Below are 14,769 nucleotides of genomic sequence, written 5' to 3'. Positions count from 1 at the left end.
ATATCAAATCATTCAAGCGGAAGGATGGGATTCGCCGTTGCATCTAGAGCCATGAAGCTCGGCGCGAAGGTCACCATCATTCACGGGCAGGTCGATGTGCCTCCGCCTGGAGCTGACGTTATCAGGGAAGTAAAGTCAGCCTCGCAAATGAAAACAGCCGTTCTTCGCTACCTGCCTCGCTGCGATGTTCTTGTGATGGCAGCGGCGGTCTCCGATTTTCGACCCACACGCAGGGCGAAGGAGAAGATAAAAAAAGAGACAGGGATAGATTCGATAGAGTTGGTCAAGACTGCAGACATTCTCCTGGCAGTAAGGGACAGGAAGAAATCCTCTCAGATCATAGTGGGGTTCGCGCTGGAGACGGCCGACGGAGAGAAGAACGCTGTCACGAAATCAACCGCAAAGGGCTGCGACTACATGGTGTTGAATATGGCAGGAATGGATACGGGGTTTGGGACTGACACAAACCAGGTGACACTTTTCAAGGGAACAGAGAAGCTGGAGACATCTCCTCTGGCATCCAAAGACAGCGTCGCAGGGATGATCGTCGATATGCTTGCCGCTGACGGGAGATTAGAGAAAGCGAAGAGATGAACGGCGGCGAGCTTCAAGGAGATATAAGAAAATATTTCAGGGACAGACTGTCCGCGGGGGACGAGGTCGTCTATCGTCTTGCCACATCTACCGGGAACGAGATCGTCCTGAAGACCTCGGTGGGGCATATGACGGATGACAGGGAAGGAATGGAACGATTGCCTGAGAACGAATATGTGGCAGACGCGCCCGAGGGCATAGCCTCGATGGATATGGACGAACTGAAGGAGGCTGTGGCTGGCTGCGAGCGATGTTCTCTCGGCGCGACAAGGACCAACACCGTATTCGGCGACGGCAATCCAGGGGCCAGGATAGTCTTCGTCGGCGAGGCTCCCGGACGGGACGAGGACCTCCAGGGAGTTCCGTTTGTCGGCAGATCCGGAAAACTACTCGACAAGATCCTGGCGGCGATCGGTTTTACCAGGGAAGATGTCTTCATTGCAAACATTCTCAAATGCCGTCCTCCGAACAACCGGGATCCACAGGAGGAGGAAGTGACTGCCTGTGAGAAATACCTTGCCCGGCAGCTCCAGTTGATCGATCCGGTAGTCATCTGTGCCCTGGGCAGGGTTGCGGGGCAGAATCTTCTCAAGACGAAAAAATCGCTGAAAGTACTTCGCGAACAGATCCATAGTTACAACGGTATTCGACTGATAGTCACCTACCATCCGGCCGCGCTTCTCAGGAACCCGAACTTCAAACGGCCTGCCTGGGAGGATATGAAGCTGCTGAAAAAGATATATGAAGAGGGGACCGGCGACTGACAGTCTCCCGTCTGATAGAGGGGAAGGGGTATTATGGCAAACGATATGAGGACCGAAGGTTCAGGGAAGATGATCGAGAGGATGCCGCCGCAGGCGATCGAGGCCGAGACGGCCGTCCTGGGCGGGATACTTCTTGAGCCCGAAGCGGCGACGAGGGCGATAGAGATAGTGTTGCCAGAGTCGTTCTACAGGCCGGCCCATTCGAGGCTGTTCAAGGCCATGGTATCGCTGTTCACGAGACACGAGCCGATCGATGTGATGACTCTTTCGGAGGAACTCCGCAAGGCGGGCGATCTCGAGGTCGTCGGAGGAATAGCTGCTCTGACAGCTCTTGTAGATTCGGTGCCTACCGCCGCCAATATCGAATATTACGCGAAGATCGTCCTGGAAAAATATATTCTCCGACAGTTGATCCACGCATCTTCCGAGATAGCGGGTGAATGCTACAGGGCTGAGACTGGCGCAGGTGATATTCTTGACGAGGCGGAGCAGAAGATATTTCGAGTGTCCGAATCACGCGTGAGCACAGGGTTCCTGCATATCAAGGATGTTCTCAAGGAACGGTTTGAAGAGATCCAGAGGGTCCACGAATCGCGGGAGAGCGTCACAGGCCTTTCTACAGGATTCGTAGATCTCGACAAGTATACGGCGGGCTTTCATCCGAGTGATCTGGTAATCGTGGCCGGCAGACCGTCGATGGGAAAGACCAGTTTCGCCCTGAACGTAGCGCAGCATGTCGGGCTTGAAGAAAAGAAACCGGTAGCGATCTTCAGTCTCGAGATGTCGAAGGAACTGCTGGTGCAGAGACTGCTCTGTGCCGAGGCCCAGGTAGATGCCCAGAAGGTGAGGAGAGGATTTACCTCGGCCAAGGATATCGAGAGGCTGACAAATGCGGCAGGCCTGTTATCCGAATCGAAGATATTCATCGATGACACGCCGGCGATCACTACTCTCGATATGAGGGCGAGGGCTCGCAGGCTGAAGGCCGAACACGACCTGTCCATGATCGTGGTCGATTATCTCCAGCTTGCAAGGGCCAGCGAAAAAAGTGACAACAGACAGCAGGAGATATCCTCTATATCGAGGACGATGAAAGCGATCGCCAAGGAGCTCTCAGTGCCTGTCATCGCTTTATCCCAGCTTTCACGCGCTGTCGAGTCAAGAGGGGGCGACAAAAGGCCGATGCTCTCTGACCTGAGAGAGTCGGGCGCAATAGAGCAGGATGCGGACCTTGTCCTTTTCCTTTTCAGGCCGGAGTTTTACGACCCGGGTGATCCAGAGAAGGAGGGGAAGGCTGAACTGATCATAGGTAAGCAGAGAAACGGGCCGACAGGCACAGTCGACCTGATCTTCGAAAAACAGTTTACCCGGTTCCGTTCGATGGCTACAGTCGATATTCCCGGGGGGGAAGAGGTCTTCTAGCCTGAGGGAGGGCTGCTGTCCCGGAGTGAACTCCTTCCCAGGGATGGGGACAGGGCTGGATCCTGGAGGTCAAATTGAGATTTTTCACAATGCTCGGCCGTGCTTTCCTCGGGTTTGTAGAAGAGGTAGGCGGAGTATTCATCCTTTTATGCAGAATCAACCATATCTCTCCCCGGATCTTCCGGAATTTCCGAAGCATGCTTATACAGATGGAGAGGATCGGTACCGGTTCTCTGCCGCTGGTCCTGGTGACTTCGCTCTTTGTGGGAGCCGTGACAGCCGTACAGGCGGCATACCAGTTTCAAGGGTTGATCCCTCTGAGGTATCTTGGCGCCGTCGTCGGCAAGTCGGTCACCCTCGAACTCGGCCCGGTACTCACCGCCCTGGTCGTCGGGGGAAGGGTCAGCGCCGCAATAGCAGCAGAGCTTGGTACGATGAAGGTGACTGAGCAGATCGATGCCATGGAGATGATCGCGATAGATCCGGTGGAATATCTCGTGCTGCCCAGGATATTCGCGGCGACACTTATGCTTCCTGTGCTTGCCGTTTTCAGCGATTTTCTCGCCATACTGGGCGGGATGATCGTGGCGAAGGTGTCGATCGGGGTGAGCTTCAATATGTTCGAGAGCGGCCTTAGACTTCTGTTCAGATATCAGGATATTGTGGGGGGGCTTATCAAGGCCTTCTTTTTTGGATATATCATCGCCCTTATGGGGTGTTACTTCGGGTTCAACACAAAGGGCGGAGCAGAAGGTGTCGGCATGTCCGCGATGAAGGCCGTCGTATCTTCGTGTCTCCTGATCCTTGTCGCGAATTATCTGCTGGCTTCCCTTATCTTCAGGGTGATTTTTGCGCCGTGACGATCTCGGAGGCAGGTGACGGGAAAAGATGAAACGTAGAGCCATAATAAAGATCCGGGATCTTTCAAAACAGTTCGGCGGACAGTCTGTACTGAACGGACTGAACCTCGATATAGGGTACGGGGAGACACTCGTCGTGATGGGAAGGAGCGGTTGTGGCAAGAGTGTCCTTCTCAAGCATATCACCGGGCTGTTGAGGCCGGACAGCGGGCAGATATTCTTCGAAGATGAAGATATCACACGATTTAACAGGAATAAACTGTTTCAGATGCGAATGCACTTTGGTATGCTCTTTCAGAGTGCGGCACTCTTCGACTCGATGAATGTGGGTGAGAATGTCGGGTTGCCGCTTCGCAAGCATACCGGCATGGGCGAAGAAGAGATCAGGGAGATAGTATCGAGGAAGTTGAGCCTCGTGGGCCTGGAGGGGATGCAGGATATGTTCCCTTCAGAATTGAGCGGGGGGATGAAGAAGAGGGTCGGCCTGGCGAGAGCTGTAGTGATGGATCCACAGGTCGTCCTTTACGACGAACCGACTACCGGGCTCGACCCGATAATGGCCGATGTCATAAACAGCCTTATCAGGGACCTGCAGAGAGAGCTTGATATCACTTCGGTAGTCGTGACACATGATATCGGGAGCGCCTACAAGGTAGCCGACCATATCGCGATGTTATATGAAGGAAACATAATACATGAAGGTACCCCGGATAATATCCGGTCTACCGACAACGAGTTCGTAAGACAGTTTGTAGAAGGAAGGGCCAATGGGCCGATGTCGGCCCTGTGACCGGGCCGAAACGGGGAGCCGCCAATGGAATATAAAGCGCTTGAGTTGAGAGTCGGATTCACGATCTTCATCGCGGTGATGATATTCACCATCGGGCTGATGTGGTTCGAAGGTTTCAAGATCGGGGGGGAGAAGTACGAGTTTCACGCAGTGTTTCCCATGGTGGGAGGAATCGATCCCGGTGACGCAGTCCGCGTGAACGGAGTCGAAAAGGGAGAGGTGAAGAGTGTCTCGTTGAGGGAGAAAGATGTCATAATCACAATGGAGCTCGATATCTCGGCCAGGATCCCGGAAGATTCGAAAGTAGTCCTGCAGACGAGGGGGATAATGGGTGAGAGGATAGTGTCGATCATCATGGGTGATTCCGGTGTGATGCTTAAGGAAGGCGCGCTTCTCGAGGGTATCTACGACCCGGGGATCTCGGAAGCTCTGGCGGGAGTCGGCAAGGTCCTCGATGAGATCACCAGGCTGGTCGATGATATCGAAAAAATCACCCTGCAGCTGACCGACGGGGAGAGACTCGGTACGGCCATCGAGAACCTCGTGGAAGTAAGTGAGCAGGTAAAGAATGCTCTGGGCAGGAATATGGAATCGATGGACAGTGGGATCGCTTCGTTTTCCAGGTCGGCTTCGCGGATCGATTCGATACTTGCCAGGAACGCGGGCCACGTCGATTCGATGATGCTCCGTTTCGATGACGTCAGCAGATATCTTCCCGGCCTGATAGAGAACATTTCGAAAGTCACATCGACCCTGGTCGAATTGGCGGCCAGACTCGAAACAAACGATAATACGATGGGAGCCCTGCTGCAGGACAGGGAACTGCTCGACAGGCTCGAAAATACGATAGGCGGTCTCGACTCGCTCGTGACCGACATCAGGGAAAACCCGAAAAAGTATCTGAAACTGGAGATATTCTGACAGAAGGAAAGAGACAGGCGAAGGATGGGAATCGAAGATAAGTATATAGTATGTATCGTGGCGGCGGCGGGAAGAGGCCTGAGGTTGGGCAGGGAGATGCCCAAGAGTTTTTACCCGGTGGAGGAAAGGCCCCTGCTGGCTCATTCACTCGACAGCCTCATGCGTTGGGGTGGCATCGATGAGTTCGTTGTGATGGTTCCGGCCGGCTGGGAGGAGAAAGCCGGAGAAGTCGTCGCGGAGTGTGATGGAAAAGCCACGATCCGTGTCGTGGCGGGTGGAGAGACCAGACAGGAATCGGTAGAGATCGGGCTGAGGGAAGCTGGAGAGGCTGACATAGTCGTTATTCATGACGGATGCCGGCCCTTTGTGTCGGCCAGTCTGATTGACAGGGTGGTGCTTGAGGCGGAGAGGTCGGGAGCGGCCGTTCCGGTTCTTCAGGCTACCGACACTCTGGGTCGCCTCAGGGGCGAAGAACTGGAGACCATAGTGCCGAGGGAGAGGATCGTCTCGGTCCAGACCCCTCAGGCGTTCAGGATGGATGTGTTGAGAAAGGCATACACGACATCAGAAGATGTCATCAGGACATCCACAGACGAAAGCTCTCTTGTGCTGGCTGCCGGACTTCCCGTGAGAGTCGTTGACGGGGAGAGATGGAATATCAAGGTCACGGTGAAGGATGATATCGGGATAAGCTCCAGTTTTCTCTCGGAGTGTGTTCTTGACATGGAGAATTCAGGAGAGGAAGGTTGAATTGACGGGAGATCCCAGAATCGGAATCGGTTATGATATTCATCCTCTTTCTTCTGAGCGAAAGCTCATACTAGGCGGGGTCGAAATAGAGAGCCCGCTTGGATTGTCCGGACATTCGGACGCAGATGCCCTGGTACATGCAATATGTGACGCTGTCCTTGGAGCACTCAGTCTGGGTGATCTGGGGGAACATTTTCCCGAGACAGACGAATTCAGGGATATTTCCAGCCTAAAGCTTCTTCGTCGTGTCAGGACTCTGATGGAGGACAGGGGATATAGACTGGGGAATGTCGATTCTGTGATCCACGCCGAGGCACCAAAGCTGGCCCCTTACAGGGACCGGATGGTGGGGAATATCGCAAAAGCTCTCGGTGTCTCCAGCGATGATATCTCTGTAAAAGCTACGAGAGGTGAGGGAATGGGCCCCGTGGGAGAGGGCAGAGCGATGGCGGCGAGGGCCGTTGTCATCCTCTTTCCCCGAGGTGGTTGAAAGGAGTCTCTTGAAGAAAACGAGAGTAAGATTCGCGCCCAGCCCGACCGGGCACCTTCATGTAGGGGGGGCCAGGACGGCGCTGTTCAATTTTCTTTTCGCAAAACATACGGGCGGCGAATTCATAATAAGGATAGAGGATACGGACAGGGAGAGATCTACCGGTGAATTCGAAGAGAAACTTCTCGAGGATCTTTCCTGGCTCGGTCTCGAATGGGATGAAGGGCCTGGTAAGGGTGGAGATCTCGGTCCATACCGGCAGACGGAGCGGATGGATATCTACGAAGAGTATGCACGCAGGCTGGTCGTCGAGAAAAAGGCTTTTCCCTGTTTCTGTACCAACGAGGAACTCGACACAAAGCGCGAAAAGATGAAGGATGCCGGCGCGCCGCCGCAGTATGACGGTACCTGCAGACATCTTACCGGGGCGGAGAGGGATGAACGCAGAAGTCGCGGCCTCCCGGAGAGTATCAGGTTCAGTGTCGAGGGGGAAGGTGACAGGACGATAGTCGACATGGCAAGGGGCGAGGTGTCGTTTCCCGCCGGAATGGTCGGTGACTTTGTGATCCTCCGGTCGAACGGACTGCCTACATATAATTTTGCGGCCGCTCTGGACGATTCGTTGATGAAGATAACGCATGTGATCCGGGGAGCAGAGCATCTTGCCAACACTCTGCGCCAGGTGATGATCTATGACGCGCTCGGGATAGACCAGCCGCAGTTCGCGCACATCCCGCTGATCCTCGGGGAGGACAGGACCAAACTCAGCAAGCGACACGGCGCCCCCAACATCAGGGACTACAGGGAGAGGGGATATCCTGCCGAGGCGATCATAAACTACCTGGCCTTTCTAGGCTGGTCCACGAAGGGTGAGAGCGAGATCCTTTCGATGGATGATCTGATCGGGGAGTTCGAACTTGATCGGGTATCGGACAGTCCCAGCATTTTCGATGAGACCAAGTTGAACTGGGTCTCTGCCTCGCATGTCAGGGCGGGTGGCTCAGAAAGATATCTCGACCAGGCCACACCTTTCTTTCCTGAGGCCATCCGGGAGCGCTATGAAGCCGAGTCTCTCGGAAAGATATTCGATATCCTCTCCGACAAACTTCCACACTTCTCGATGATAGAACAGGAAATCGATCCGTTCATACCTGTGCCATTATCGTTTGACGAAGACGCGGTAGCAGCTCTCGATGGTTGTAGCGGGTTATTGAAAATATTCGCCCGGTCTTTCGCTCAGCTCGGGAACTGGGATGTCGAGGGGATCAAACAGGTGATCAAAGATTCAGGAAAAGAAGCCGGCGTGAAGGGTAAGGGGCTTTATATGCCTCTCCGGGCGGCCGTGACCGGCAGGGGGCATGGTCCCGATCTTACAGCTATACTTATTGTCAAGGGTAAGGACGACGTGATTAGGGCCCTCGAGGCGGCCGGATAATGTGAAAGGGTCTCGGAAGCGGGAAACGATGGGAAAAAGAAAAATAAAGATAACAGTACTTCTGGGCGGCGACTCACCGGAGCGGGAAGTCTCCATATCGAGTGGGCTCGGTGTCATGGAAGCATTGAGAGGGCTGGGGTATAAGGTCGCGGCGATCGATCCGGCATTGCCGATGGACAGACAGGGTGAGCCGGACCGGGTGTCGATCGGTGAGGCTCCGCCGGGAGAAGTGCCTCACCTGGACCGTCACAGGAGATTCGAATGGCTTGGTTCGGACGCGATACTCTCAGCCGATGTCGTATTCATCGCGTTGCACGGGGGTGCGGGAGAAGACGGAACAATTCAGGCACAACTCGAATCGGCAGGAGTGAGATACACAGGGACAGGCATCATGGGAAGTGCCCTGGCAATGAATAAGGACAGGTCGAAGGCATTGTTCAATCAGGCTGGAGTGCAGACCGCGCCACACATGCTTACGGTCACCGGAGGAGATATAGAGACGAGGAGAGTCCGTGAGACGATAGAGAGCGGGATCGGGTTCCCGGCGATAATCAAACCGAATTGCCAGGGTTCGAGTGTAGGGTTCTCGTATCTTCCTGCCCCGGAAAAGCTGGGCCAGGCTCTCGCGAAAGCGGCGAGGTATGGTAATGAGCTTCTTGTCGAGCGTTTCGTCCCGGGCAGAGAGATGACAGTCGCCATCCTTGACGGCATTGCTCTTCCGGTCGTCGAGATAATCCCCTTCAGCGGGTTCTACGATTACCGGAGTAAATATACGAAAGGAACCAGCAGGTATGAGGTGCCGGCAAAAATAGACAGGAAATGGGCCGACAGGCTGAGGAGAGAAGCGGTCCTCGCGTACCATGCGCTGGGTTGCAGGGATTATGCCCGGGCCGATTTCAGGATGACGGATGACGGGGAGCCTTATTGTCTTGAAGTGAATACATTACCCGGCATGACAGGCCTCAGCCTTGTGCCGATGGCGGCGGGCGAGGCAGGAATATCATTCGGGCAGCTTGTGGAGAAGATATGCCTTCTCGCGCTGGACAGGGATTGAACGCTGGAGGAAGAGATGGACCGACTTGAAGTATTGATGAAAGAGTTCACAGAGGCACCCGGTGTGTCGGGGGCCGAACAGAAAGTGTTCGCCCTGATGGAAAGGGAGCTGGCCCCTGTCTGCGACATCGAAAAGGACAGGCTCGGTTCTTTCATCGGAAGGCTGGCCGGCAGCAAGGGAGGCCCGAAGGTCATGCTTGCCGCGCATATGGACGAGATCGGCTTGATGGTATCCCATTTCACGGGTAAATATATCAGGTTCAATACTCTGGGTGGTTGGTGGGTGCCGAGGTTGATCGGCCTTCCAGTGAGGATCTTTACTTCCAGGAAAGAGATTGTCGGAGTGGTCGCGTCGAAGAGTCCATTTACAATGGAGAAGGAAGAACGTGACAGACCTATCAACTCGAAAGACCTTTTCATCGATGTGGGGCTTTCAGGAAAACAGAAGCCGGAAACACTCGGTATCAAGCCGGGAGATCCGGTAGTGCCCGACTTTCCATTTACAATATTGAGCGGCGGGAAGACGTATATGGCCAAGGCCTGGGATAATCGGGCGGGATGCCTGGTGGTCGTCGAGGCATTGAAAAAGTTGAAGAGGTTCAAGCTTCCGAACACCGTCTATGGGGTCGGCACGGTCCAGGAGGAAGTAGGGATACGCGGCGCAGTGACCAGCGGCCACACGATCGCTCCCGATGTCTGTATAGCTGTAGACGTAAATATCGCCCGCGACCTTCCCGGATCACCAGAGGGGAGTACGGAGAAGCTGGGCGCAGGTGTATCGATCTGTGTCTATGACGCGAGCCTAATACCGAACACGCAGTTGAGGGACCATGTCGCCTCGATCGCGGAAAAGAAAAAAATACCTTTTCATTTCAGTGCGATACCATTTGGCGGAACAGACGGAGGAAGGATCCATCTCAACGAATCGGGGGTTCCCACTCTTGTCCTTGGTGTGCCTACGCGCTATATTCACAGTTCTGCCGGAATATTGAACAGGAAAGATTTCGATAATACGGTTAAATTGCTGGTCGAGGTCGTCAGGACCCTCGGCCCGGCTACCATAGAAGGTCTGACGTAAAGATATTTCCAGCGCGGCTCGACGATCCGTCGCCGGGAGGATAGAATGACACTAAAAGTCTACGATACGCTTCGAAGGAAGAAGGAAGAGTTTGCCCCGGTCCACGAGGGAAAGGTCGGCATCTATTTCTGCGGCATGACCGTACAGGGCAAGCCGCACATGGGACATATGCTGGCTTTCGTCTCCGGGGACATAATAAAGAGATACCTGAGGTTCAAAGGGTATGATGTGACATACCTTCAGAACTTCACCGATGTCGATGACAAGATCATCGAAAAGGCGAATACCGAGGGTGTTGATTTCCATGTAGTCGCCGAGAGGTATATCGCGGAGTATTTCAAATACGAAAAAGAACTTAACATATTGCCTGCTGATATCTATCCGAAGGCGACCGAACACATTGACGATATAATTGCCCTCGTCCAGAAGCTTGTTGACAGGGACCTCGCATATCAGAGTGGGACCGATGTCTATTTCCGGGTCAGGGATTGCTCTTTCTACGGTAAACTCTCGGGCCGGAAGATCGATGAACTGCAGTCCGGAGCTCGTATAGAGGTGGAAGAGCAGAAGGAAGATCCCCTGGACTTTACTCTATGGAAGGGTGCCAGGGAAGGCGAACCCGCCTGGGATTCGCCGTGGGGCAGGGGACGCCCGGGCTGGCATATCGAATGTTCAGCGATGTCGATGAAGTATCTGGGTGATACCATCGATATGCATGGCGGCGGACTGGATCTGATCTTTCCTCACCACGAGAATGAGATCGCCCAGAGCGAGTCGGCCACAGGCAACCCTTATGTGAAATACTGGATGCACAACGGACTGCTGAACCTCCAGGGCGAGAAGATGTCAAAGTCGACCGGCCATTTCTTTTCGATCGAGGATATCGTGAAGGAATTCCCCGGTGAAATCATAAGGTTCTACCTTCTTTCTACGCATTTCAGGTCCACGACAGAATTCGGCAGGGAGAGACTCAAAGAGGCCAGTGCCGGGTTTGACAGGATAAGAAACCTGTGCATATATCTCGATGAGGTATCCTCACGGCAGCACACTTCCTCCTCAGAAGAAGGTCCTGCCGGAGCCGGAGAGGAAACCGTTACCGGAGAAAGTCCCCTCGAAAAGCTGGCCTCTCAGGTGAGGAGTGACTTTCTGGAGGCGATGGATGACGACTTCAACAGCGGAGAGGCTGTGGGGCATATATTCCGACTGGTCAGGGAAGTCAACAGGCTCAAAGCCGAGGATCCTGCCTCGATCGAAGACGACAGGTCCGGGATAGCGGCGCTGACAGCCCTTATGGAGATGTTCGATGAGATACTCGGTCTGTTCAGGGACGGGCTCCCGTCGGGAGATGTCGAAGTGCCGGAGGATATTGTCAAGTTGGTCAGGGAGAGGGAAGAGGCGAGGAAGAACAAGGATTGGGCAAGGGCGGACGAGATCAGGGCAATGGTGGCCGGGGCCGGTTATACGATAGAGGACGGACCGGATGGTTCGAAGGTCAAGCCTGCGGACGCCGGGGAGTGAAGAGCCCGCCGACGGGCATCAGGACGAACCACAAAAGTATCGGCAGGAAGAAGTTTATCGTCAGGTTGAAGAACTCCGTGCTGGTCCAGAGCGTCTCACTTTTCATGTAATAGCTCATAAAAACGAGGAACACGGTAAGTATGTTTGCGACCGACAGGATGATCACGCCCAGGATGGCCGGCCTTATCTTTTCCTTCCAGGGAATCCCCGAAACTGCGAATACCAGCGAGATATAGACGACCGGGTTGAGTGATATCTCCTCAGTCACCTTCAGTGCATTTTCCATCACAAGTTCACGGCCGAAGATAGCCAGTAACGGGCCCGCCCCCCAGGCGATCAGGCGCATGTATATAAAACCGGCCTTGAGATAGATCAAATACAGGACCAGCGAAGCTCCGAGGAATTTCAGAAAAAACGAGGGAAGACTTCCGAGGAGTCGCGTGACCGGGTTGATATCATTATTGTCTCTGGTATCACTCATGCGATTCTTTCGTGGGAGAGGATGGTGGCGCCTTGCGTGGCTTTACCATGCGGCTCATCCAGAAGATCACCAGAAGCAGCATAAAGATGACGAAAGCGACCTGCCAGAGATAACCGTGGAAGAAATCGAATAACTCTCTTTTGTGAAAGAGTATGAGTGAGACGAATACCATCCTGACCAGGTTAAGCGCGTGAATGGCCGGAATGCCCATCAGGAGTCCAGCAATTTTCTCGGTGATCCTCGCCGGATAGGCAGCGATGATAGAGAAATATATGATCGAAGTATATATGCCTGTGCATTCGGCGATGACGATAAGTCGTTCGCCACCATGGTCAGTGTGGAAGGTCAAAGTCGAATCAGTGATCGAGAAGCTGTAATCGAAGGTCGAGAGGAACCAGGCGACCTCTTTTGCGACGAAGTTCTGTGCCAATACGAGAAACTCAGGATAGCGTCGTGTGAGAATATAGGAAAGAAGCCAGATGGCAAAGAAGAGGATGAGAAAGGTTATGAACTCTCTCCGGAAAGCTGACGCTTTCCTTTTTTCTCCTGCTGCACCTTCCGGCTTCTTTCCGTGACCCGAATTAATTGTCTAATACCTCACGTCAGAATATCAGGCAAAGGCTTTAGGCCTTGCTTATGGCAGTCCTCTTCATGATGACGGCGGCAGCGAGGATCATGGCCAGAACCAGGATCGTCACAACAGGCGTCGTGAAGAGAGGTACAGGTACAGGCTCTACAACGTGGATGACCTGTACGCATGTGTCATAGACGGTGCCAGTCGCATCGTCCCAGGCTATGATGGTCAGAGTGTCATAGTCGCATACATCAGAGATACCAGCATCGATGATGCCATAGACCTCTTCACAGTATCCACCAACAATACCAGCGGTTACGTCGAGAACGTCAATCGCTCCGCCGACCAGACCCTTGCTGACTATGTTGTAGCCATAAATAGTCGCCGGGGCGCAGGGATCACCGTTGCAGATCGAGAACGGGATATACGCAGCGACAGCACCCTGCTCTACATAGTAGAGGGTATCCTGAAGGATATAGAGTGCCGGAGGCGACTCGACGACTTCGAGCTCTACACACGTGGTGCTCCAGTAATCTCCGCCACTGTAAACGTTCGGGTTTTCACAGTCAGCGCTGTCAGGCTGGCAGACTTCTTCGACGTCGCAGAATGCCATGTAGGCGCAGAAAGTGTTGAACGAACCGACTACGGCATCGCAGGGAACCGTAATACAGGCCTGGTTCCAGTAGTAGGAGCCGGAGCCGACTATGAAGCATTCACCTTCGGGGAAATCAGCGGCGATCGCCCAACCGAGCAGATCATAGTAGTGAATGCAGAAAGTGTCTTCAAGCGGGCAAAGCGTGGAAACGAAACCGAAGTTCGTGTTGGCGATGTCTTCACACCAGGTTTCACCCTTGATGACCTGAGCGGTCGGGGAAAAGCCTACAAAAAATGCCGGGTCACCATCACGGATGATCTCGGCAGAGAAGAGAGCGCCAGGAATAAGCATAAGTGCTACTGCGAGCAGTACTAGCTTCTTCATTTTTAAATCCTCCAAAGGTTGAACAGCGAAGAACGAGAAATTCCCATCCTTCTGGTTCTCATTAATTAATCGGCCTTTGCCTCGCTTTTGACAGGTTTGAAGCAACCCGCCGCGATGGCTCAGGGTTGAAAGGTCATTGGTGCCAGTGGATTTACTTTTAAGACGGTCCCCCTTTCGCGGGTCAACCCTTTCGAGTATCATTGTGAGACCAGTCAAAGCCCGCAGGGGCACTACTACCCCGGCGACCATTTCAGGTCTCCTTCCCATTCTCGCACACCGTCGATCCGGTGCGCAGCCCGTGAGGTAAGGACAGGACCAGCGGGTCTTAACCTGGTGCTACCTGTCCACAGTGGAATGTTAACACATATATGATGACATGGTCAAGAATAAATTCAGGGGCTTCCCGATTTGGAAGGTTTCTGGATCGAGCCATAAAAGGTTGTCATGCCAGCCATACTTTTCCTGGTCGATTTTCTTTTACTTTTTTCTTGACAGGGGGGCCAGGTATTTCTATTATTTATCACTTGAAATTTTATGGGCCATAGTACGCCCTAAGCTGGCGTAGCTCAATCGGCAGAGCAACTGATTTGTAATCAGTAGGTTGGGGGTTCAATTCCCTTCGCCAGCTCCAATGAGTTTGAGAGGCCGGGTGGTTTTTAGCCGTAAAACGAGGAGTTTTACACCCTCGAAGTCGGCCAAGGGGGGAATTTTTGCTATTCCCAACCACGTTCCGGTCCTTTAAATAGATCCCGTGGGGAGGTTCCCGAGTGGTCAAAGGGAACAGACTGTAAATCTGTCGGCGAAGCCTTCGGAGGTTCAAATCCTCCCCTCCCCACCATTTTTGATACCGACAGTTGCCGGAACGTCCGGCGCACGGTAAAGAGCGGGAGTAGCTCAGATGGTAGAGCATCAGCCTTCCAAGCTGAGGGTCGCGGGTTCGAATCCCGTTTCCCGCTCCATAAAGTTTACCGGCTGGTAATAGAAGCCCACGTAGCTCAGTAGGTAGAGCACTTCCTTGGTAAGGACGAGGTCACCGGTTCAAATCCGGTCGTGGGCTCCA

The 14,769-nt window shown here is 53.7% G+C and carries 15 protein-coding genes and 4 tRNA genes; 16 read left to right on the top strand and 3 right to left on the bottom strand.

From position 1 onward, the window contains the following. The 12 genes from KOO63_15780 to cysS all read left to right on the top strand — a co-directional run. On the top strand, window positions 1-594 hold a 594-nt coding region (locus KOO63_15780), incomplete at its 5' end, for a phosphopantothenoylcysteine decarboxylase (GenBank protein MBU8923276.1). After that, the gene (locus KOO63_15775) at window positions 591-1,358 is read left to right on the top strand and encodes a uracil-DNA glycosylase (GenBank protein MBU8923275.1); all 768 of its coding nucleotides are present in this window, start codon (window positions 591-593) and stop codon (window positions 1,356-1,358) included. The genes KOO63_15780 and KOO63_15775, both read left to right, overlap by 4 nt. Window positions 1,359-1,427: 69 nt before the next feature. Continuing rightward, window positions 1,428-2,780: a replicative DNA helicase gene (gene dnaB / locus KOO63_15770; GenBank protein MBU8923274.1), complete on the top strand. Its 1,353-nt coding sequence runs from the start codon at window positions 1,428-1,430 to the stop codon at window positions 2,778-2,780. Window positions 2,781-2,854: 74 nt separating this feature from the next. Then, window positions 2,855-3,640, top strand: coding sequence for an ABC transporter permease (locus KOO63_15765; GenBank protein ID MBU8923273.1), 786 nt, complete (start codon window positions 2,855-2,857; stop codon window positions 3,638-3,640). A gap of 28 nt (window positions 3,641-3,668) precedes the next feature. Continuing rightward, window positions 3,669-4,430, top strand: coding sequence for an ABC transporter ATP-binding protein (locus KOO63_15760; GenBank protein MBU8923272.1), 762 nt, complete (start codon window positions 3,669-3,671; stop codon window positions 4,428-4,430). Between the two features lie 24 nt (window positions 4,431-4,454). After that, complete coding sequence (locus KOO63_15755; protein MBU8923271.1) at window positions 4,455-5,351, top strand: MCE family protein; 897 nt, start codon at window positions 4,455-4,457, stop codon at window positions 5,349-5,351. 24 nt (window positions 5,352-5,375) lie between these two features. Next, window positions 5,376-6,101, top strand: a complete 726-nt coding sequence (ispD, locus tag KOO63_15750; GenBank protein ID MBU8923270.1) for a 2-C-methyl-D-erythritol 4-phosphate cytidylyltransferase — start codon at window positions 5,376-5,378, stop codon at window positions 6,099-6,101. 1 nt (window position 6,102) lies between these two features. Further along, the gene (ispF, locus tag KOO63_15745) at window positions 6,103-6,591 is read left to right on the top strand and encodes a 2-C-methyl-D-erythritol 2,4-cyclodiphosphate synthase (GenBank protein MBU8923269.1); all 489 of its coding nucleotides are present in this window, start codon (window positions 6,103-6,105) and stop codon (window positions 6,589-6,591) included. 10 nt (window positions 6,592-6,601) lie between these two features. Next, complete coding sequence (gltX, locus tag KOO63_15740; protein MBU8923268.1) at window positions 6,602-8,026, top strand: glutamate--tRNA ligase; 1,425 nt, start codon at window positions 6,602-6,604, stop codon at window positions 8,024-8,026. 28 nt (window positions 8,027-8,054) lie between these two features. Continuing rightward, the gene (locus tag KOO63_15735) at window positions 8,055-9,080 is read left to right on the top strand and encodes a D-alanine--D-alanine ligase (GenBank protein MBU8923267.1); all 1,026 of its coding nucleotides are present in this window, start codon (window positions 8,055-8,057) and stop codon (window positions 9,078-9,080) included. 15 nt (window positions 9,081-9,095) lie between these two features. Beyond that, a complete protein-coding gene (locus KOO63_15730; GenBank protein MBU8923266.1) occupies window positions 9,096-10,157 on the top strand; it encodes a M42 family metallopeptidase in 1,062 nt (353 codons plus the stop codon). Window positions 10,158-10,202: 45 nt separating this feature from the next. Continuing rightward, window positions 10,203-11,675, top strand: coding sequence for a cysteine--tRNA ligase (gene cysS, locus KOO63_15725; protein ID MBU8923265.1), 1,473 nt, complete (start codon window positions 10,203-10,205; stop codon window positions 11,673-11,675). On the opposite strand, the gene KOO63_15720 is transcribed toward cysS, so the two are convergent. From KOO63_15720 to KOO63_15710, 3 genes are all read right to left on the bottom strand, one after another. Then, entirely contained in the window at window positions 11,650-12,156 is a 507-nt protein-coding gene (locus KOO63_15720) for a hypothetical protein (GenBank protein ID MBU8923264.1), read from the bottom strand. The genes cysS and KOO63_15720 overlap by 26 nt on opposite strands. Beyond that, entirely contained in the window at window positions 12,149-12,586 is a 438-nt protein-coding gene (locus tag KOO63_15715; protein MBU8923263.1) for a hypothetical protein, read from the bottom strand. The genes KOO63_15720 and KOO63_15715 overlap by 8 nt, the downstream gene beginning before the upstream one ends. A 193-nt stretch (window positions 12,587-12,779) precedes the next feature. Beyond that, on the bottom strand, window positions 12,780-13,709 hold the full coding sequence (locus tag KOO63_15710; protein ID MBU8923262.1) for a hypothetical protein: 930 nt from the start codon (window positions 13,707-13,709) through the stop codon (window positions 12,780-12,782). A 555-nt stretch (window positions 13,710-14,264) separates the two neighbouring features. Here KOO63_15710 and KOO63_15705 point away from each other — a divergent pair. The 4 genes from KOO63_15705 to KOO63_15690 all read left to right on the top strand — a co-directional run bounded on the left by KOO63_15705 (window position 14,265) and on the right by KOO63_15690 (window position 14,769). Beyond that, window positions 14,265-14,340: transfer RNA gene (locus KOO63_15705), tRNA-Thr, on the top strand. Window positions 14,341-14,462: 122 nt separating this feature from the next. Continuing rightward, window positions 14,463-14,547 (top strand) — tRNA-Tyr (locus KOO63_15700). Between the two features lie 45 nt (window positions 14,548-14,592). Next, window positions 14,593-14,668 (top strand) — tRNA-Gly (locus KOO63_15695). Between the two features lie 25 nt (window positions 14,669-14,693). Next, window positions 14,694-14,769, top strand: a tRNA-Thr gene (locus tag KOO63_15690).

It is taken from the genome of Candidatus Latescibacterota bacterium (assembly GCA_019038625.1).
Taxonomy (GTDB): Bacteria; Krumholzibacteriota; Krumholzibacteriia; order Krumholzibacteriales; family Krumholzibacteriaceae; genus JAGLYV01.
This window is presented reverse-complemented; position numbering and strand designations above follow the sequence as displayed.

What these genes read in the sequence shown, in the direction of transcription:
- KOO63_15755 (MBU8923271.1), top strand. Translation starts at nt 4,455, where the DNA reads ATGGAATATAAAGCGCTTGAGTTGAGAGTCGGATTCACGATCTTCATC.
- cysS (MBU8923265.1), top strand. Translation starts at nt 10,203, where the DNA reads ATGACACTAAAAGTCTACGATACGCTTCGAAGGAAGAAGGAAGAGTTT.
- KOO63_15730 (MBU8923266.1), top strand. Translation starts at nt 9,096, where the DNA reads ATGGACCGACTTGAAGTATTGATGAAAGAGTTCACAGAGGCACCCGGT.
- KOO63_15735 (MBU8923267.1), top strand. Translation starts at nt 8,055, where the DNA reads ATGGGAAAAAGAAAAATAAAGATAACAGTACTTCTGGGCGGCGACTCA.
- KOO63_15710 (MBU8923262.1), bottom strand. Translation starts at nt 13,709, where the DNA reads ATGAAGAAGCTAGTACTGCTCGCAGTAGCACTTATGCTTATTCCTGGC.
- KOO63_15775 (MBU8923275.1), top strand. Translation starts at nt 591, where the DNA reads ATGAACGGCGGCGAGCTTCAAGGAGATATAAGAAAATATTTCAGGGAC.
- KOO63_15760 (MBU8923272.1), top strand. Translation starts at nt 3,669, where the DNA reads ATGAAACGTAGAGCCATAATAAAGATCCGGGATCTTTCAAAACAGTTC.
- ispD (MBU8923270.1), top strand. Translation starts at nt 5,376, where the DNA reads ATGGGAATCGAAGATAAGTATATAGTATGTATCGTGGCGGCGGCGGGA.
- KOO63_15720 (MBU8923264.1), bottom strand. Translation starts at nt 12,156, where the DNA reads ATGAGTGATACCAGAGACAATAATGATATCAACCCGGTCACGCGACTC.
- dnaB (MBU8923274.1), top strand. Translation starts at nt 1,428, where the DNA reads ATGATCGAGAGGATGCCGCCGCAGGCGATCGAGGCCGAGACGGCCGTC.